Below are 17,794 nucleotides of genomic sequence, written 5' to 3'. Positions count from 1 at the left end.
GCTGAATAAAAAATACATGAATTTTTCTCTTATTGCTCTAATGGCTTTTTATAGTTTGGATTGTTAATAGTAATTATTCCTCGCAAAAAAGACCAACGGGCTAGCATCTTGTAATAAAATACCCTGAAACAAATATGGTGAAAAATTTGGGGTGTATGCTATAATAATGCCGACAGACAGCTGGGCAGTGTGGTTGCCTGTTGGGTAAATATAGGCGATAAAAGGAGCCGGTAGAGAGCGTTATGAAAAAGATTTTTATTGTGGAAGATGATAAGAGCATATGCATGGAGCTTGTTGAGATTTTGGAGAACGAAGGCTATGCAGCATCCTATCTGACTGATTTTGAACATTCAAAAGAGGAGATTCTGGCAGCGAGGGCAGATCTGATTTTGATGGATATTAATATTCCGGGCATAAATGGCAGAAATCTGTTAAAGGAGATTCGGAAGGAATCGGATATCCCGGTTATTATGGTGACTAGTCGTACATCAGAGATGGACGAGGTTCTGTCGATGAGCTATGGGGCAGATGATTATATCACGAAGCCGTATAATCCGACGATCCTGTTGCTGCGGATCGCAGCAGTGCTGAAACGGATGGAGGGAAGCCAGAATGCAGCATCCTATCGTGGAGCAGAGGTGAATTTCAGCAAAGGGACAATCCGGCTTGGTGAGAAAGAACAGGTTCTGACGAAGAATGAGATGATCATTTTCCAACGGCTGTTAAGCAGTAAGGACAAAATCGTATCCAGAGATGAGATCATGACAGATCTCTGGGATAATGAAGAATATGTAAATGATAATGCACTTACGGTTAATATCAGCAGGCTTCGGACAAAGCTTGCGGAGCTTGGACTGCCGGATGCGATCGAGACAAGAAAGAAACAGGGGTATCGTCTGATATGAGAATTTGTGAATATATAAAAGATAAAGCGGGTATTCTGATCGGTTATCTGTTATTTATAGCGATCATGTTAATTGCTTTTCGTGCGATGCGGACACCAGGGGAGTTGACGGTGATCTTTCTTGTGCTGACAGTTTTGCTTCTGGTAACTGTCATATTAACAGACTATATAAAACGCAGACATTTCTATAATTCCCTTTATGCACATATGGAGCAGTTGGATCAGAAATATCTGGTCATGGATACGTTAGAGGAGCCGGGTTTCTATGAGGGAAAGCTGGTCTATGAGGCGTTATATGAGATCAACAAATCCATGACAGAGCATGTGAAGGAGTACCGGCAGAGTGTAGATGATTTCAAGGATTTTATCGAAATATGGGTGCATGAGATCAAACTGCCGATCGCAAGTCTGGTACTGATGTGCCACAATAATCAGGATAAGATACCGAAGAAATACGAAGATCAGGTGAATCGTCTGGATGCATATGCCGATCAGGTGCTGTATTATGTCCGGGCAGAGCATGCGAGCAAAGATTATCGGTTTGATTCAGTGCGAATCAAGTCGGTTGTGAATAAAGTGGCGTTGAAGAATAAAGATATGTTGCTGGAGAGTGCCATTTGTCTGGATGTGCATGACGTTGATGTCAGCGTTACGACAGATGCCAAATGGCTGGAATTCATGATAAACCAGATCATGAGCAATAGCATCAAATATATGAAGCCGGATGAGGATCGGCAGATCCGGATCTGGGCGACAAAAGCAGGTGACGATATCACACTCCATATCAGAGATAATGGAATCGGAATTTCCGAAGCAGACCTTCCTCGCGTTTGCGAAAAATCGTTCACCGGCGAGAACGGACGTCGTTTTGCCAAGTCAACAGGTATGGGCTTATATATCGTAAAAGGTCTGTGCGACCAGCTAGGACACCATCTTACCATCACTTCCAAAGAAAATATCGGAACAGACGTCGCTGTAACCTTTGGCGGAAACGACTATTATCTGGTGGATGAATAAAACTATACTTTACCATGTGCCCCTTATCTGACAGACAGATAAAAAATGCCCAATGTCTTAACCTTACAAAACTGTAACCTTCTGTAACATAAGAAAAACGACACTCTCCCTTGAAAACGATATACTTACACTTGTAAACAGGAGATGAGGTGTTGACAGGATCAACAACTCTTAACTCAGTTATTAATAGAAAATGGTGTGTGGGTAAATCGTTTTAGTATTTCGTGGATGTTTTTATGGGGCTGTTGTTCTGACAGTGAGCAATCCCTAAAATCCATAGAGCAGCCGACTGAGTGTTCTGCTATCCTGTGCCATGTCGTCGGAGCAATGGTTTTATCGCGACAGAGACATGTGCAGATAGGATGGCAGAACATGAGGAAAGGCAAACGTGATTTTACGGGATGCTCACTGGTGGAACAATGGTCACAAAAAACATGTAAGTGTTACCTGAACGATTTAGTCACACACCGGATAGCAAGGAGAGATAAAAGTGGAAACAATTTTAAAGATTGAGAATATCGAAAAGTATTACGGCAACAAATCCAACATTACAAAAGCCATTGATAACATTTCATTTAGTGTAGAAAAAGGTGAGTACGTTGCGATCATGGGAGCATCCGGAAGTGGAAAGACGACACTGCTTAACTGCATTTCCACCATAGACCGTGTCAGCAGCGGTCATATCTATGTAGGAAGAGATGATATCACAAAGCTTCGCGGCAACCAGTTGAATCGCTTCCGCCGGGAAGAACTGGGATTTATCTTTCAGGATTTCAACCTGTTAGATACACTGACAGCATATGAGAACATTGCATTGGCATTATCGATACAGAACACTCCTGCAAAGAAGATTGATGAAAAGATAAAGAAGATCGCAAAGGAGCTTGCCATCGAAGAAGTCCTGAATAAATATCCATATCAGATGTCCGGTGGTCAGAAACAGAGAGTGGCATCTGCGAGAGCGATCATTACGAACCCGAAGCTGATCCTTGCCGATGAACCGACCGGAGCACTGGATTCCAAATCCGCAAAGCTGTTGCTTGAAAGTCTGAAACATCTGAATGAAGAACTGTCAGCTACGATTCTGATGGTAACACATGATTCCTTTACCGCAAGTTATGCCGGTCGCATCCTGTTCATCAAGGACGGTAAAGTATTCCATGAACTTCGCCGTGGAGCAGACAGCCGAAAAGAATTCTTCAACAAGATCATAGATGTCGTAACTTTACTTGGAGGTGACTTAAATGACGCTCTTTAAGTTATCCCTTAGTAATATGAAGAAAAGCCTGAAGGACTATGCAATCTATTTCTTCACTTTAGTTCTTGGCGTAGCAATCTTCTATATTTTTAATGCGATCGAGACACAGACAGCAATGATGAGGATCTCCAAAGATACCAGAGAAATTGTAGAGCTGATGGCAAATATCATTTCCGGTGTCAGCGTATTCATTGCATTTGTGCTTGGTTTCCTGATTATATATGCCAGCCGATTCCTGATGAAACGGCGTAACAAAGAATTTGGATTGTATCTGCTGCTTGGAATGGGCAAATGGAAGGTGTCAAAGATGCTGTTTATTGAGACACTGATCATCGGTCTGGTTTCACTTGGCGTTGGACTTCTTTCCGGTATCGGGATTTCCCAGCTTACCAGTCTGTTAGTTGCAAATATGTTCGAAGCGGATATGTCATCATATAATTTTGTATTTTCAAGTCCCGCATTTGTAAAAACCTGTTTCTATTTTGCCATCATCTATGTGGTTGTGATCCTGTTTAATACGATTGCAATCGGACGATGCAAATTGATCGATCTGTTCCAGAGGGGAAGAAAATCAGAGACTGTTAAGATGAAAAATCCGTGGATATCGGTATTTGTATTTCTTCTTTCCGTAGCAGGACTTGGATATGCATATTACTATATTAATTCAAATACAACAGATCTCTATATGAAAGATATCTATTTCTGTATCGGACTTGGATGCGTCTGCACATTTTTGTTTTTCTGGTCGATTTCCGGTATGTTGTTCCGGTTAGTTTCTTCCGTGAAGCGTGTTTATTATAAAGGACTGAATTCATTTGTCATCCGTCAGATGAGCAGTCGTGTAAATACAAATGTACTGTCAATCTCGATCATTTGTATTATGTTATTTGTTACGATCTGTGTGCTGACTTCGGCGCTTACGATCCGAAATGGTTTGAATGAGGGGTTAAGAAGGTATGCTACCGTTGATGTAAATATTACCAGACAGGTAAGAAGTTCTGATTATGATGTTGCAGCCGGTAAGGGTGCGGATGAGGATGCTTACTATGATCCGACATGGGATAAACGCGATATTTGCGATATATATAAGGAACATGGAATTGATTTGCCGTCTATGTTTTCAGCCTATGAAGATGTGTATATATATTCACTGCCGGATTGCACATACGGGGATACATTCAGTGAACAGGCAAAGGATGCGTTCCTTGGTGACCAGCCGATGTATGGCATGATGGATATCATGGAAAATGTCATGACAGTGTCCGATTATAATCGTGTGGCAAAGCTGTGTGGTTTTGAAGCTGTGTCGATCAAAGATGATGAATATGGAATCGTGGCGAATTATAAGCAGATGGTGAAATACAGAGATATGTCATTGCAGGCCGGTACAACGATTCAGGTAAATGGTTATGAGCTGAAGCCGGGAATGAGCAAATGTCAGGCCGGTGATGTCCAGATCTCAACGCAGGCCATTAATATCGGTATCATTATTGTGCCGGATGGGGTGCTTACAGGAGTAACTCCGATCTCTGAAAGCTTGCTTGCAATCTATAATACGACCGATACGGATAAGATCATGGCGAGAAATGAACATATTAATCTGGATGATGACTCGGATGTCAGGCTGAGTCTGAATACAAAAGAAAATGTAAAAGCTGCCAGTATCGGACTGGGTGCGATCGCATCCTTTATCGGCTTATATATTGGAATGATCTTCCTGATCTCCGGCGCAGCGATCCTCGCATTAAAGGAATTGTCAGAAAGCACCGATAATGTGGAACGATATAAGATGCTTCGAAAACTAGGGGTGGATCAGAAGATGATCAATCATGCGTTATTTGCACAGATGGGTCTGTTCTTCCTGTTCCCGCTTGCACTTGCAGTCATTCATTCGATATTTGGATTGAAATTCAGCAGACAGATCCTTTCGCTGATGGGAACCGATGACATGGGAGCAGCCATGCTTATGACCGTTGTTGTTCTGGTTGTGATCTATGGCGGATATTTCCTGATCACCTATTTCAGTGGCAGAAAGATCATCAGTGAGCAGTAGGGTTTCCTTGACGATGACAATATCTCGCGGTATAATTGGGGGCAGGATTATCGAACGAAGAAATGAAGGAGACTTTTTAAGATGAGTAGAATTATTTTAACCGGTGACCGCCCTACAGGACGACTTCACGTTGGACATTATGTTGGTTCCCTTTCTGAGCGTGTAAAGCTTCAGAATTCAGGAAACTATGACGAGATATATATAATGATCGCAGATGCACAGGCACTTACAGATAATGCCGAGCATCCGGAGAAGGTAAGACAGAACATTATCCAGGTTGCACTTGATTATCTGGCATGTGGGATCGATCCTGAGAAATCAACGATCTTCATTCAGTCCATGGTTCCGGAACTGACAGAATTATCTTTCTATTATATGAATCTCGTTACAGTATCTCGTGTACAGAGAAATCCTACTGTAAAATCCGAGATCAAGATGCGTAATTTTGAAGCAAGTATTCCGGTTGGATTCTTCTGCTATCCGATCAGTCAGGCAGCAGATATCACGGCTTTCCGTGCAACAGAAGTGCCGGTTGGTGAAGATCAGCTTCCTATGCTGGAACAGTGCAAGGAGATCGTTCACAAATTCAATTCCGTATATGGCGAAACTCTGACAGATCCTGAGATCGTATTACCGTCTAACAAAGCGTGTCTCAGACTTCCGGGTATCGATGGAAAAGCAAAGATGAGCAAATCTCTTGGCAACTGCATCTATCTTTCGGATGAAGCAGATGAAGTAAAGAAGAAGGTTATGTCCATGTATACAGATCCAAATCATATCCGTGTGGAGGATCCGGGACAGATCGAGGGAAATTCCGTATTTACATATCTGGATGCATTCTGTCGTCCGGAGCATTTTGAACAGTTCCTGCCGGATTATAAGAATCTGGATGAACTGAAGGAGCATTACAGCCGTGGTGGTCTTGGTGATGTTAAGGTGAAGAAGTTCCTGAACAATGTATTACAGGCAGAGCTTACACCGATCCGTGAACGTCGTAAGATGTGGGAGAGCCGTATTCCGGATGTTCTTGACATCTTAAAGGCAGGAAGCGAGGCTGCACAGAAGAAAGCAGCAGCAACTCTTCATGATGTACGTTCTGCTATGAAGATCAATTACTTTGATGCAGACGGGCTGGAGAATGATTATAAATAAAATTGACAGACATAAGAGGACGGTCGTGAAAACGGCCGTCCTTTTGTCGTACAGCAAAAAGTTGGAAAAGTTGCAAAAATGGGGCATAATAAGGTTGGAAAAGTTGCAAAAATAAGGCATAATATGGGTGGAAAAGTTGCAAAAAATGTTCCTGGATCAGATGAAGTTAGAGCGAACGATATATAAACTAGATCTGATAGGTTTACAGGGGTAAAATAAATATATGGGGAGACACCGGATATGAAAAAGACGATTTTATTATTAGGGGCAGTTGGAGTGCTTATGATGACAGGGTGTGCCGATGAAGGTATCACGACAGATTATGGAGAATGGGTAGCTACATCCGAATACAGTATGGATGGAACAACTGAGAATTACCGGACAATAGAAGTAGATGCGACAGCGGAGAAGACAGAAGCAGCATCAGAAAAAGAAGCGGGGGGAAGTTCAGATCATATGAATACACAGAAAAAAGACAGCACAACAGAAAAGACAGATGGGACAGAGGAAGCGAGATATTCGTGCGAGAATTATACATTTTATAGAGTAAATGATGATGTGGACCTGGCAGGCAGTTATTTGTTGTTAAATGTATATGAGGACGAAGCACTTGCAGAATATCATGGTCTGTTCATTGGTCAGATCGTTACATTATTTGGCGATAAGGAGACAACCGAGAATAATGAGGAGTTACTGGACTATACGATCGCGGCAGAAGATAAGGATGGTAAGGTGATCTATCTGACTTTATATTATGGGGCGTCAGGACCGGCGATCGGTGGCTTTGATGGTGACGAATATATGGCGGCTGCAGAAGAGCTGGAGAAGCTTGTCAGAACGACAGAGCCGATTGACTATGAGTGCACCAGTGTCTATGAGGATCTCGGCATGACGATCCGAATGGGCACCAGAAATGGACGGGGTTTTTATGAAACCGAGATGCCGGAAGGTATGGAAGACTTTTATAATGATATGTATTAATGAAAGACAATCGGATAAAAAGAAAACTGTATGAAACACATACAATAAGGTATAATGAATACAGACAGACCAATGCATATATAAGACAGTGGATTGATAATGGAAAAGAAATAAAAAATAATTTTGAAAGCGAAAGGACAAAGAAATATGTACAAGAATATTGAAAAAAAGACAAAATTATTATTAAAGGATCAGGTAGAATATCAGGAGGGACAGGTAGTTAGCAAGACACTCGTTCAGAATGACTATGTAAGCGTGACTGTTTTCTCATTTGACAAAGGCGAGGAAATCTCTACACATGCATCCGGCGGAGATGCAATGGTAACTGTCCTTGATGGTACAGGACGTTTTACCGTAGGCGGTGAGATATTCATCTTAACAGAGGGTGAGACACTCATTATGCCAAAGGATGTTCCACATGCTGTATATGGCGAAGAACAGTTCAAGATGTTATTGACTGTATCTTTCTAAGCCTGAATTATTTGGGAGATTTTGTTGTTATGGATATTGAAATCTACAATCGTTGGGAAAAGATGTTGAAATTAAGAGAGGAACTGCTTGCTGTTGATGAAGACAGAATGGCTGGAAGAAAAGGCTATATGCTTGATGAACTGGATGTATACCTTGATAATGTGATTGGAGAAGTATAGTATATGTGGACTATATGACTAAACTATAAATTTGCCGAAATGTTCGGGGATGAGAAAAGATATCCTTCAAAATCTATAGCTGAGGTAGCTAATATTTGTAGAGGGGCTTCTCCAAGACCAATATCAGATTATTTGACTGAAGATGTAAATGGAGTAAATTGGATAAAAATTGGTGATATATCAATTGATGATATATATGTCACACATACGGCTGAAAAAATCACTAAGGAAGGAGCCAAAAAAACAAGGTATGTTACACCAGGGGATTTTATTCTTTCAAATTCCATGTCATTTGGTAGACCATATATTCTAGGTATTGAAGGATGCGTTCATGATGGTTGGTTGATAATATCTGATTATCAAGAATCATTAAACACATTATTCTTTTATTATGAGTTGAGAGCAAATCAAGTGCAGTCTCAGTTTAATGCTTTAGCAAATGGTACAACTGTGGAAAATCTTAATACAGATCTTGTTAAGGGTGTTAATATAATTGTTCCATCCATTGAATTACAAAATGAGTTTGCTGATTGTGCCCAGTTTTGCGACAAATTGAAATTTGAAGTACAAAAATTAGTAAAAAATCACTTGAAATATATATATATAAAATTTCCACTAGAGTAAATCGATACTCTAGTGGAACCATTATACTTTTGAGTTTTGCTTGAAGATATTCAAAAGCGGGTTTTCTTATAATCTCTAAGTGAAGGCTTCCTTAAGCATCCTCTTTTGTGTATTCCACGGTTCCAAACGGATGATGTGGTGGGGCGTAAATGGTAGACAGCCTGAGCGGACATTTGCCTGTGTTCTTGATGTTGTGTCATGTTCTGGCAGGAACGAATACGGCATCACCTTTACACATACGCTGCTCACAGTTCAGATTGTGTGGGCAGTTTCCTGTCATGACCATAGCATTTCCTTTTTCAACACGGATGAGCTGATCCATGTCCGGATGAAGTTTTGCACCGATATCGCGGCAAGGCGGAATGCTCATTAAGGTCATTTGCAAATGACAGCCGGTCCAGAGTGCCGTACGATAGCACTTATTCTGCTCTGCCATTTCCTGAATATTTGTTACCTGTCTCCCCTGCTGCCTCCCACGCCCCCCCTGCTGTAAGTACATTGCGAGTATTTCGTCGTGAGCTGCACATTGCCAGTAAATACGGGTGCGTGTCTGAGCCGAAGGCGAGTTCGCACAGGAGTATTTACGAATAAGGCATGTGAAGCGAACAGAAAACGCAGCAAGTACTTACAGCAGGGGGGCGTGGGAGGCGGCAGGGGAGACAGGCAGGAGGGCAGAATTGCCCCGTGTAAAAATTGTTAGAAAATTTTTCTAATTTTAAGAAAATTCTGTGAAATAGCTTGTATTTCATACTTCCTGCGGTAAAATATAGATAGGAACAACGGAAAAGTTGTGCCGAGTTAAAAGTGGGAAGGAGACTGATATGAAAAAAAGAAGTCATTTATTTGTAACCAGAGAAATCATAGAACAGGTTCCACAGAACAAAAGGAAGTGGTTATTGTTAGGCAGTATTCTGCCGGATATATTGGTTCATACCTATATTAAGAAGCATACCTGGAAAAGTTCATTTGATAATACAGTGAACCGGATACAGAAGCTGGAAGAAAAGGGGAAGAACAGCAGATATTCTTTCCTGAAACTCGGATATGTACTTCATTATGTGGAGGATTTCTTCACATATGCGCATAACTCCATTTTTGAAGGCGGATTTTCTGAACATGTTGCATATGAAAGTGGATTTCAGAAGTTTTTATTTGGACATGGACATGTAGAACAGGAAGAAACGAGCCGGATCGGGGAAATGGTTCATTCCGTGGAGGAAGCGGTCGAGTATCTGAAGAAAAAACATGCACTGTATATGACGGAGGCCGGAGATAATGAAACGGATGCACGCTATATTCGGAATGCATCAAAAACCATCGGTACGTTTCTGGTACGGGCATTTGCCATGAACAGTGTGGCAGCAGAGGAGTATGTTCCGGCATACGCACTTGCTCCATCCTATCGAAAATAAAAGGCAGAGCAATCTGATATAAAAGGATAATTATGACTGCCAATGAAAAATATGAAGTCACCTGATACTTTGCATTGTATCAGGTGACTTTTTATCTGATGTGTTCGGCAATCACGGATACCACGATTCCCAGAACCGCGGAAAGCAGGATCAGAGAGATCGCTGACAGCTTCTGCTTCCATTTGCGCCGGATGAAGAAATGGATTCCTGCAAGCAGGCACAGAATAATGATAGCAGGGATATTCACATCATATTCGGATAAGCTGACATACCCGGTAGACTTTAACAGCATGTTGATTCCGGTTGCAAGGATCAGGGCCAGGATAACCGGTTTGATGCCATACAGAAAGCCCTGCACGTAGGTATTTTTCGTCAGATTTTTTATAACTGCGGCAATTAATAATATAATGAAAAAGGACGGCGTGATGACACCGAGAGTAGCGACGATACCGCCCGGAAGTCCTGCCTGCGTCGATCCGACATAGGTCGCCATGTTGACTGCGATCGGACCCGGTGTAGATTCGCAGACACCGATAAAATTGTAAAAGGCATCTTCACTCATCCAGTTATGGCGGATGACAGCATCCTGGATCAGCGGTATCATGCCGAAGCCGCCTCCGAAGCTGAACAGTCCTACTTTAAAGAATTCAATAAACAATGTCAGATATATCATTTGTCTGCATCCTCCTTTCGGATCCTTTTAAAAGAGGTACAGAAAATTCCGATGATGCCGCCTGCGAGGATCAGAAGAATTGCATTAACGGATTTGGAAAGCAGTTCTCCGATCACCATGATTATAAAAGTAACTACAAATACAAGAACCGGTATTTTTTTTCGGTCGAGTGTTTTCATCATGCTGATTCCGGTTGTAAGGATCAGAAAAGCAACGGCACATTTAATGCCAACGAAGGCATATGCTACATATTTATTTGCAATGAAAGCATCAAAAAACAGAGAAATGACAAATATAATAATAACGGATGGGATACAGACACCGAGGGTGGCTGCCAGACTTCCGCGGATGCCTCTTTGTTTATAACCGACAAAAGTAGCGAGGTTGATCGCCAACGGCCCGGGCGTTGATTCAGCGATCGCAATCACTTCGATCAGTTCGTCTTCCGTGAGCCAGTTTCGTTTTGCAACTACTTCTTCCCGGATCTGTGCGATCATCGCATAACCGCCGCCAAATGTAAATAATCCGATTTTGAAAAAATTAATAAATAAAGAAAATAACATATCAAATCCTCCAGACAGGAGTATAACACAGAATCAAACTAAACTTTAAATAAAATTTTCAAATATCACTGTACATATAGGAAAAAGATGTTACAATCAAGATTGACGCTATAATAAAGTGAGCGTTTTATGCACAAAAAGTATGTATAATATATAGCCGAAGTCGGTGGAGGTAAGTGATGTTTAAGCAACGAGGCGCGAAGAAAACGGGTCTTAATATATTGATCATAGGATGCGGTAAGGTCGGAACGGCACTGACCAGACAGTTATGCAAGGAAGGGCATGATATAACAGTCATTGATAAAAATGCGGATAAGGTTGAGATGAACGTCAATCAGTATGACGTTATGGGAATCTGCGGAAATGGTGCAAGCTACAGCGTGCTGATGGAAGCCGGTGTGGAGAATGCCGATCTTGTGATCGCGGTAACAAATTCTGACGAGCTGAACCTGCTTTGCTGTACGATCGCAAAACAGGGACGTGACTGCGCAACGGTAGCGCGTGTCAGAAATCCGGACTACAGCAAGGAGATAAAATATCTGAAAAAGAGTCTGGGACTTACCATGGTCATCAATCCGGAGCTTGAAACAGCAACGGAGGTTGCGCGTGTACTTTATATGCCGACAGCTCTGGAGATCAATTCCTTTGCACATGGTCAGGCAGAGATGACGAAGATCAAGATTCCGGAGCATAATATGTTAGACGGACTGTCTGTGGCACATCTTGGTCAGCAGCTTATGGATCGAGCGAAGAATATCAATATTCTGATTTGTGCGGTTGAAAGAGATGGAGAAGTCTATATTCCATCCGGTCATTTTAAACTGCATGCAGGAGATGTTCTTTCGTTTGTAGGATCCCGTCCGATGAGCCGTGCATTTCTTGATTTTATCGGATTCAAGACAAATCGTGTCAGTGATGCGATGATCGTCGGCGGTGGTGACGTTGCATATTATCTTGCAAGTCAGTTGATCAATATGGGAATCAATGTAAAGATCATTGAGAAAGAGAAGGATCGTTGTGAGCGACTCAGTATTCTGCTTCCAAAAGCAGTTATTATCAATGCAGACGGAACCGATCAGGACGTATTAAAGGAAGAAGGCTTAAGCAATGCAGAATCCTTTGTTGCTTTAACCGGGATTGACGAGGAAAATATCCTCCTGACACTGCACGCCAGACATGTTTCAGATGCAAAGACCATCACGAAGATCAACCGTAGTAATTTCAAGGAAATAATTAATAATTTGAACCTTGGAAGTGTATTTTATCCGAGTTTTATTACAGCGGAGACTATTACTGCTTATGTTCGTGCGAAATCAAATACACGTTCCATGAACAGCAGTGTGCAGACGTTATATCATATGTTTGATTTCCGGGTAGAGGCGATCGAGTTCCGTGTGGATGAAGCATCCGAGGTAACGGGTAAGCCACTGATGGATCTGAAGTTAAAGAAGGATGTGCTGATCGCATTTATCAATCGAAACGGTACGATCATTACACCATCCGGTCATGATACGATCGAAGTCGGGGATACCGCTATGGTAGTAACGACTCATACAGGATTTAATGATATCAGGGATATTCTGGTATAAGTAATGAGTATTTTTGTAAAAGGGAAAATAGGAAGCTATGAATCGGTCAATGATTTTATACGTAGTCGGACATGTGGTCATGCTGGAGGGGGTTATGCTTCTTCTGCCATGTCTGGTTTCGTTGATTTATCAGGAAAGTGAAGGAATTGATTATCTGGTGATGGCAGTTATCTGTATGCTGCTTGGAGCCATCATTGTAAAACATAAACCTAAAGTAAATGTATTCTATCTGAAAGAGGGCTGTATCGCTACAGCATTGAGTTGGATAGCACTGAGTATATTTGGTGCACTTCCAATGTGCATATCAGGAGATATCCCATCTTTCACAGATGCGTTATTTGAGACGATCTCCGGTTTTACAACCACAGGAGCCAGTATCTTAAACGATGTGGAAGCATTATCCCGGACGACGTTGTTCTGGCGAAGCTTTACACACTGGATCGGTGGCATGGGTGTGCTGGTGTTTCTGCTTGCGGTATTGCCGCTTAGTGGCGGATCAAATATCAATCTGATGAAAGCAGAGAGCCCAGGACCTTCTGTTGGTAAGCTTGTACCGAAGATTAAGTATACGGCGCGAATATTATATGTTATTTACATTGTATTAACGGCTATAGAGATCATCTTGTTAATAGCCGGGAAAATGCCGGTATTCCATGCATTCTGTACCGGATTCGGAACAGCGGGTACAGGTGGATTCGGAACAAAGAATGATAGCTTTGCCAGCTTTTCGCCATATCTGCAGTGGGTGGTAACGATCTTTATGATCTTATTCGGTGTGAATTTTAATGCATACTATCTGATTTTATTTGGCAATATCAAAAAGGCATTGAAGATGGATGAGGTGCGAACCTATTTCCTCATTATTGTGGCGGCGATCGCAGTTCTTGTATTGAATCTGATTCATACAATGGATGGATTCTGGACAGTACTCCGTCATGCATCGTTCCAGGTCGCTTCGATCATAACAACAACCGGATTCTCCAGTGTGGATTTTGACCTGTGGAACCAGACATGTAGGACGATACTGGTTATTCTGATGTTCATTGGTGCATGTGCAGGCAGTACCGGTGGTGGTATCAAGGTATCCCGATTTATCATCGTGGTAAAAAGTGTGATAAAAGAGTTGAATTCCTATCTGCATCCAAAGAGTATCAAGAAGATCAAAATGGACGGCAAGCCGATAGAGCATGAAGTGGTACGTGCGGTAAATGTATATTTTATAACATTTATCATCCTGTTTACAACATCCGTACTGCTGATCTCCTTTGAGGGAAAAGATATGACATCAAACTTTACTGCGGTTGCGGCAACGATCAATAACATCGGACCGGGACTGGAGCTGGTAGGACCAACGAAGAATTTTAATGTATATGGTACATTTTCCAAATATGTGTTGATGTTCGATATGCTTGCCGGAAGACTGGAGCTGTTCCCATTGCTCTTGTTGTTCTATCCGCCGGCATGGAAAGAATTACTGGCGGTCAGACGCAGAAAATAACAGGCCAATTAATGACTGGATATATGCTGTACATGATATTAAAATGTGCTGTAGCAGGTTCAGGAAAACAAATCCAGATAACTGCGTACCTGAAATGCGGTCATCAGTTCAAAACGAGTGGACGGATCATCTAAGGCAAGATGTAAGTCCTCTCTTAATATACGAACACGATAATTGACGGTGTTCCTGTGACAGAACAGGGCACCGGCGATTTTTTGTATACTGCCATCACAGAGCAGATACTGATAGAGCGTTTCCAGATAATTCGTATGGTGCTGCTCATCGTATGTAATGATGGATCCCAGAGTATCGTTTACATATTCTCTAAGAACATCCATATCACTTACAGATAAAAGAAGCTTATAGAATCCCATATCATCGAAGAAGAACAGGCTACTGTTCTTTTTTTGTGCCATCAGGGCGGCGCACTGTCCCTGTAAAAATGCCTGACTTAATCCGGTCAGGTCTTTGGTTGGCGCACTGATTCCGATATACATGGAAGTTGTTCCGGCAGATTCTCCCATATGATACAGAAGCCGGCTAAGCTCCTGTTCGAGCCGTTCATTTGACCGCGCGGGGCAGATCAGCAGAGTATAGTTGGTGCCGTTGACAAATGTATATGGCAGATTATAGATTCCGACCAGCCGTGTCAACAGATTCCGGAGAAAGCTTCCGGCGGTGTTAGCATAAGCGGGTGGGGTGGAGAAACGATCGGAGTGTGGGCTAGAGGTATTTGTCAGTGCAATGGATGGTCCCACGGATGCTGTAGCTCTCAGATCTGATATATATACGAGATGGTATTGTGCATCTCCCTGAAAACCATGTTCATATAAGACAGGCAGGCTGATCTCCATCAGGGCTTTGTCATTTGGGTGAAGAATCACGCGCGAAAGGGCAGTTGAGATAGCCTGACTGGTCTGTGTATCGTCAAATATCCGATTGTAATAATCGTGCGTAATATCGAAGATCCGTGTTTCCCATGGCATAAGAAAGAGCGGGTAATGCTTCCGGTCGCACAGCATACGGATACGGTCGGAGATATCGGAACGGTTCAGATGTCCCCCAATATTGATAATAAGCCCGCAGGTTTTATGCTCGATCAGCCCTTTGATGAAGTTATATAACCAGTATTCATTTCCACACAGGACGCCGGTCGTAATGATCAGTTCACCGCCGTGCAGAAATTCCAGTGTGCCGGGATCTTCTGATATATAGACCCAGTTCATGAGGTTATCCAGCCCTTCTTCTCCTGCAATCAGATCCAGACCATAGGTGCTTTTTGTCTCTTTATATAAATCTCTTAATAATATTGCCATGTTTAAGATTCCTTTCTTGGCAGCGTTTGATAATTATTATTCGTCTATGGATAAGAAGTCAGTTTGACCCAAATGTGATATGTGTGTATTGAGTCGGTTGCAGCTTGTTGCTTTGAGGCAGTTTGTGTATGTCTGCCCGAAATATGCTTAATTATATAAGGCGTTTGCCGACTGCTACTTAATATATTAAACCATTGATTTGTGCTACTTATTACAATAACCCAACAATATCATAGAAAATATGTGCCTGTCAAACATATACTTGTGCTATCAGCACAAAACAGGGCGGAAGTTTTTGTGCTGATGGGATATGGTGATCGGTTTTTATGAATGACATACTGTAGTAAATTCAAAAGAGCAAATAAATGAGCGGCACAGATATAAAGGCCGTCCGTATAAGAAGATGGAGGATGATACATATGTTAAGAACAGATTTACCGGAAATAATAACAGAGACTTTGCCCGGTCCTAAGGCACAGGCAATTATAGACAGAAGAGCGCAGGCAGTTCCAAATGCGATCCGTTGTGGATATCCGGTTGTTATAGAACGAGGTGAAGGCGCCATGATCGAGGATGTCGATGGCAACAAGTTCTTGGATTGGATCGGTGGTGTCGGTGTATTGAATATCGGATTTTCCCAGCCGGAAGTCGTTGAAGCAGTAAAAGCACAGGCAGATAAATATTTTCACGGCATGTTCAATGTTGTAACACATGAAGGCTATGTAGCACTTGCAGAGAAGTTATCCGGCATTGCACCTGTAAAGGGCGACAGCAAGAAAGCATTCTTTGCAAATAGTGGAGCAGAAGCAGACGAGAATGCCGTTAAGGTAGCAAAGGCATATACAAAACGTCCGAATATCATCGTATTCTCCGGTGCATTCCATGGAAGAACACATTTTACAATGGCAATGACATCCAAGAAAGCATATGCAAAGGATATGGGACCGTTAGCAGCCGGCGTGTTCCGTGCACAGTTCCCATATTATTATAGAAATCCGGAAGGAATGCCTGAGGATAAGGCAGTTGATTACTATATCAAATCTATCTACGATGTATTTGAACAGTGTGCAGCAGCAGACACGATCGCAGCGATCGTTGTTGAGCCGCTTCAGGGCGAAGGTGGTTTCATTCCTGCTCCGATCGAATGGGTAAAAGCAGTTCGTAAGATCTGTGATGAAAATGGTATCCTGCTGATCGCAGATGAGGTACAGAGCGGTTTCTGCAGAACCGGTCGTATGTTTGCTTCTGTTTACTGGCAGGAGGCAGGTGTAGAGCCTGATATCATCGCAACAGCAAAATCCATTGCAGCAGGTGTTCCATTGTCGGCAATTATTGCAAGAACTGAGGTTATGGATGCAGTTCCGGCAGGAACGATCGGTGGAACCTATTGTGGAAATCCACTGGCATGTGCCGCATCCTTAAAGACGATCGAGATTATGGAGAGAGATCATCTGGCAGAGCGTTCCTGTGAGATCGGTAAAAAAGTGACAGAGCGTTATCTGGAAATGCAGAAGAAATATCCGGTTATCGGTGATGTCAGAGGACTTGGCGGTATGATCGGTATCGAATTCGTAAAAGATCAGGAAACAAAAGAACCGGATGCAGGATTTACATCTGACCTGATCCAGACTTGTGCGAAGAAAGGTCTGTTAGTAGAAGGCGCAGGAACTTACAACAATGTAATCCGTTTCCTTGCACCGCTTGTCATGACAGATGAGCAGCTTGCAGCCGGTCTTGATATTTTTGAAGCATCCATCAAAGAATGTCTGAACCACTAAAGAAATCTTAACATAAACAAAACAACAATCCTTATATATATGAATCGCACAAACAACCGCTGTGGCGAGACAATCCCTAGGGTCAATCCCTAGACGCTGTCTTACCATAGCGGTTATTTTTATATTCCCCTCTGGTTCCTAGCGGTATGGATATTCATGATGTTGTGAGGCAAATTATTATCTGGTATCCCCTCTGACTGGCAATTGGTATGGTTATCCATGACATTGTGAGTATTTCGTCGTGAGATGCACATTGGCAGCGAATGCGGGCGCATGTCTGAGTCCGTAGGACGAGTTTGCGCAGGAGCATGAGCGAATCAGCCATG

17 protein-coding genes are annotated in these 17,794 nt (G+C 42.4%); 13 read left to right on the top strand and 4 right to left on the bottom strand.

Going from position 1 to position 17,794, the window contains the following annotated elements; translation table 11 throughout:
* The first annotated feature begins 242 nt into the window (after window positions 1-242).
* The 9 genes from DWW43_RS04375 (at window position 243) to DWW43_RS04335 (ending at window position 8,639) form a co-directional block, all read left to right on the top strand.
* Window positions 243-905 carry a response regulator transcription factor gene (locus DWW43_RS04375; protein ID WP_119962834.1) on the top strand — a complete coding sequence of 221 codons (663 nt, stop codon included), beginning with the start codon at window positions 243-245 and terminating at the stop codon, window positions 903-905.
* Window positions 902-1,921 (top strand): sensor histidine kinase, encoded by a 1,020-nt coding sequence (locus DWW43_RS04370; protein WP_119962833.1) that lies wholly within the window; start codon window positions 902-904, stop codon window positions 1,919-1,921. Before DWW43_RS04375 ends, DWW43_RS04370 begins: the two co-directional genes overlap by 4 nt.
* Window positions 1,922-2,411: 490 nt before the next feature.
* The gene (locus DWW43_RS04365; RefSeq protein WP_119962832.1) at window positions 2,412-3,179 is read left to right on the top strand and encodes an ABC transporter ATP-binding protein; all 768 of its coding nucleotides are present in this window, start codon (window positions 2,412-2,414) and stop codon (window positions 3,177-3,179) included.
* Window positions 3,166-5,232, top strand: coding sequence for an ABC transporter permease (locus DWW43_RS04360; RefSeq protein ID WP_119962831.1), 2,067 nt, complete (start codon window positions 3,166-3,168; stop codon window positions 5,230-5,232). The genes DWW43_RS04365 and DWW43_RS04360 overlap by 14 nt, the downstream gene beginning before the upstream one ends.
* A gap of 81 nt (window positions 5,233-5,313) precedes the next feature.
* On the top strand, window positions 5,314-6,384 hold the full coding sequence (trpS, locus tag DWW43_RS04355) for a tryptophan--tRNA ligase (RefSeq protein WP_008402142.1): 1,071 nt from the start codon (window positions 5,314-5,316) through the stop codon (window positions 6,382-6,384).
* 240 nt (window positions 6,385-6,624) lie between these two features.
* Window positions 6,625-7,365, top strand: coding sequence for a hypothetical protein (locus tag DWW43_RS04350; protein WP_119962830.1), 741 nt, complete (start codon window positions 6,625-6,627; stop codon window positions 7,363-7,365).
* Between the two features lie 147 nt (window positions 7,366-7,512).
* A complete protein-coding gene (locus DWW43_RS04345; protein WP_117808258.1) occupies window positions 7,513-7,836 on the top strand; it encodes a cupin domain-containing protein in 324 nt (107 codons plus the stop codon).
* 29 nt (window positions 7,837-7,865) lie between these two features.
* Window positions 7,866-8,015, top strand: coding sequence for a hypothetical protein (locus tag DWW43_RS04340; RefSeq protein ID WP_330584394.1), 150 nt, complete (start codon window positions 7,866-7,868; stop codon window positions 8,013-8,015).
* A 39-nt stretch (window positions 8,016-8,054) separates the two neighbouring features.
* Window positions 8,055-8,639 (top strand): restriction endonuclease subunit S, encoded by a 585-nt coding sequence (locus DWW43_RS04335; protein WP_119962829.1) that lies wholly within the window; start codon window positions 8,055-8,057, stop codon window positions 8,637-8,639.
* A 196-nt stretch (window positions 8,640-8,835) separates the two neighbouring features.
* Here the strand turns inward: DWW43_RS04335 and DWW43_RS04330 are convergent, their stop codons facing one another.
* Window positions 8,836-9,138 (bottom strand): hypothetical protein, encoded by a 303-nt coding sequence (locus tag DWW43_RS04330; RefSeq protein WP_207665993.1) that lies wholly within the window; start codon window positions 9,136-9,138, stop codon window positions 8,836-8,838.
* 322 nt (window positions 9,139-9,460) lie between these two features.
* On the opposite strand from DWW43_RS04330, the gene DWW43_RS04325 reads away from it, so the two are divergent.
* Window positions 9,461-10,051, top strand: coding sequence for a zinc dependent phospholipase C family protein (locus DWW43_RS04325; RefSeq protein ID WP_119962828.1), 591 nt, complete (start codon window positions 9,461-9,463; stop codon window positions 10,049-10,051).
* A gap of 91 nt (window positions 10,052-10,142) precedes the next feature.
* On the opposite strand, the gene DWW43_RS04320 is transcribed toward DWW43_RS04325, so the two are convergent.
* Both DWW43_RS04320 and DWW43_RS04315 read right to left on the bottom strand, forming a co-directional pair.
* A complete protein-coding gene (locus DWW43_RS04320; RefSeq protein ID WP_119962827.1) occupies window positions 10,143-10,724 on the bottom strand; it encodes a chromate transporter in 582 nt (193 codons plus the stop codon).
* Entirely contained in the window at window positions 10,721-11,287 is a 567-nt protein-coding gene (locus tag DWW43_RS04315; RefSeq protein WP_119962826.1) for a chromate transporter, read from the bottom strand. The genes DWW43_RS04320 and DWW43_RS04315 overlap by 4 nt, the downstream gene beginning before the upstream one ends.
* 179 nt (window positions 11,288-11,466) lie before the next feature.
* Here DWW43_RS04315 and trkA point away from each other — a divergent pair, with 179 nt between their 5' ends.
* Entirely contained in the window at window positions 11,467-12,876 is a 1,410-nt protein-coding gene (gene trkA / locus DWW43_RS04310) for a Trk system potassium transporter TrkA (protein ID WP_117808263.1), read from the top strand.
* Between the two features lie 37 nt (window positions 12,877-12,913).
* Window positions 12,914-14,374, top strand: coding sequence for a TrkH family potassium uptake protein (locus DWW43_RS04305; protein ID WP_119962825.1), 1,461 nt, complete (start codon window positions 12,914-12,916; stop codon window positions 14,372-14,374).
* A gap of 59 nt (window positions 14,375-14,433) precedes the next feature.
* Here DWW43_RS04305 and DWW43_RS04300 read toward each other — a convergent pair whose 3' ends face one another.
* Window positions 14,434-15,690, bottom strand: a complete 1,257-nt coding sequence (locus DWW43_RS04300; RefSeq protein WP_119962824.1) for a PucR family transcriptional regulator — start codon at window positions 15,688-15,690, stop codon at window positions 14,434-14,436.
* Window positions 15,691-16,109: 419 nt separating this feature from the next.
* Between DWW43_RS04300 and gabT the strand changes: the two genes are divergently transcribed.
* The gene (gene gabT / locus DWW43_RS04295; protein ID WP_119962823.1) at window positions 16,110-17,468 is read left to right on the top strand and encodes a 4-aminobutyrate--2-oxoglutarate transaminase; all 1,359 of its coding nucleotides are present in this window, start codon (window positions 16,110-16,112) and stop codon (window positions 17,466-17,468) included.
* The last annotated feature ends 326 nt before the right edge of the window (window positions 17,469-17,794 follow it).

It is taken from the genome of Clostridium sp. AF15-41 (assembly GCF_003604095.1).
GTDB lineage: Bacteria > Bacillota > Clostridia > Lachnospirales > Lachnospiraceae > Coprococcus.
Note: the sequence above shows the minus strand (reverse complement) of the source record. Positions and strands in the feature narration are given on the sequence as shown.

Bases quoted from the DNA above. Each gene is read 5' to 3' on its own strand.
- trpS (WP_008402142.1), top strand. From the start codon at position 5,314: ATGAGTAGAATTATTTTAACCGGTGACCGCCCTACAGGACGACTTCAC.
- DWW43_RS04375 (WP_119962834.1), top strand. From the start codon at position 243: ATGAAAAAGATTTTTATTGTGGAAGATGATAAGAGCATATGCATGGAG.
- DWW43_RS04340 (WP_330584394.1), top strand. From the start codon at position 7,866: ATGGATATTGAAATCTACAATCGTTGGGAAAAGATGTTGAAATTAAGA.
- trkA (WP_117808263.1), top strand. From the start codon at position 11,467: ATGTTTAAGCAACGAGGCGCGAAGAAAACGGGTCTTAATATATTGATC.
- DWW43_RS04370 (WP_119962833.1), top strand. From the start codon at position 902: ATGAGAATTTGTGAATATATAAAAGATAAAGCGGGTATTCTGATCGGT.
- DWW43_RS04335 (WP_119962829.1), top strand. From the start codon at position 8,055: ATGTTCGGGGATGAGAAAAGATATCCTTCAAAATCTATAGCTGAGGTA.
- gabT (WP_119962823.1), top strand. From the start codon at position 16,110: ATGTTAAGAACAGATTTACCGGAAATAATAACAGAGACTTTGCCCGGT.
- DWW43_RS04305 (WP_119962825.1), top strand. From the start codon at position 12,914: ATGAATCGGTCAATGATTTTATACGTAGTCGGACATGTGGTCATGCTG.
- DWW43_RS04315 (WP_119962826.1), bottom strand. From the start codon at position 11,287: ATGTTATTTTCTTTATTTATTAATTTTTTCAAAATCGGATTATTTACA.
- DWW43_RS04325 (WP_119962828.1), top strand. From the start codon at position 9,461: ATGAAAAAAAGAAGTCATTTATTTGTAACCAGAGAAATCATAGAACAG.
- DWW43_RS04320 (WP_119962827.1), bottom strand. From the start codon at position 10,724: ATGATATATCTGACATTGTTTATTGAATTCTTTAAAGTAGGACTGTTC.
- DWW43_RS04330 (WP_207665993.1), bottom strand. From the start codon at position 9,138: ATGTACTTACAGCAGGGGGGGCGTGGGAGGCAGCAGGGGAGACAGGTA.
- DWW43_RS04350 (WP_119962830.1), top strand. From the start codon at position 6,625: ATGAAAAAGACGATTTTATTATTAGGGGCAGTTGGAGTGCTTATGATG.
- DWW43_RS04360 (WP_119962831.1), top strand. From the start codon at position 3,166: ATGACGCTCTTTAAGTTATCCCTTAGTAATATGAAGAAAAGCCTGAAG.
- DWW43_RS04345 (WP_117808258.1), top strand. From the start codon at position 7,513: ATGTACAAGAATATTGAAAAAAAGACAAAATTATTATTAAAGGATCAG.
- DWW43_RS04300 (WP_119962824.1), bottom strand. From the start codon at position 15,690: ATGGCAATATTATTAAGAGATTTATATAAAGAGACAAAAAGCACCTAT.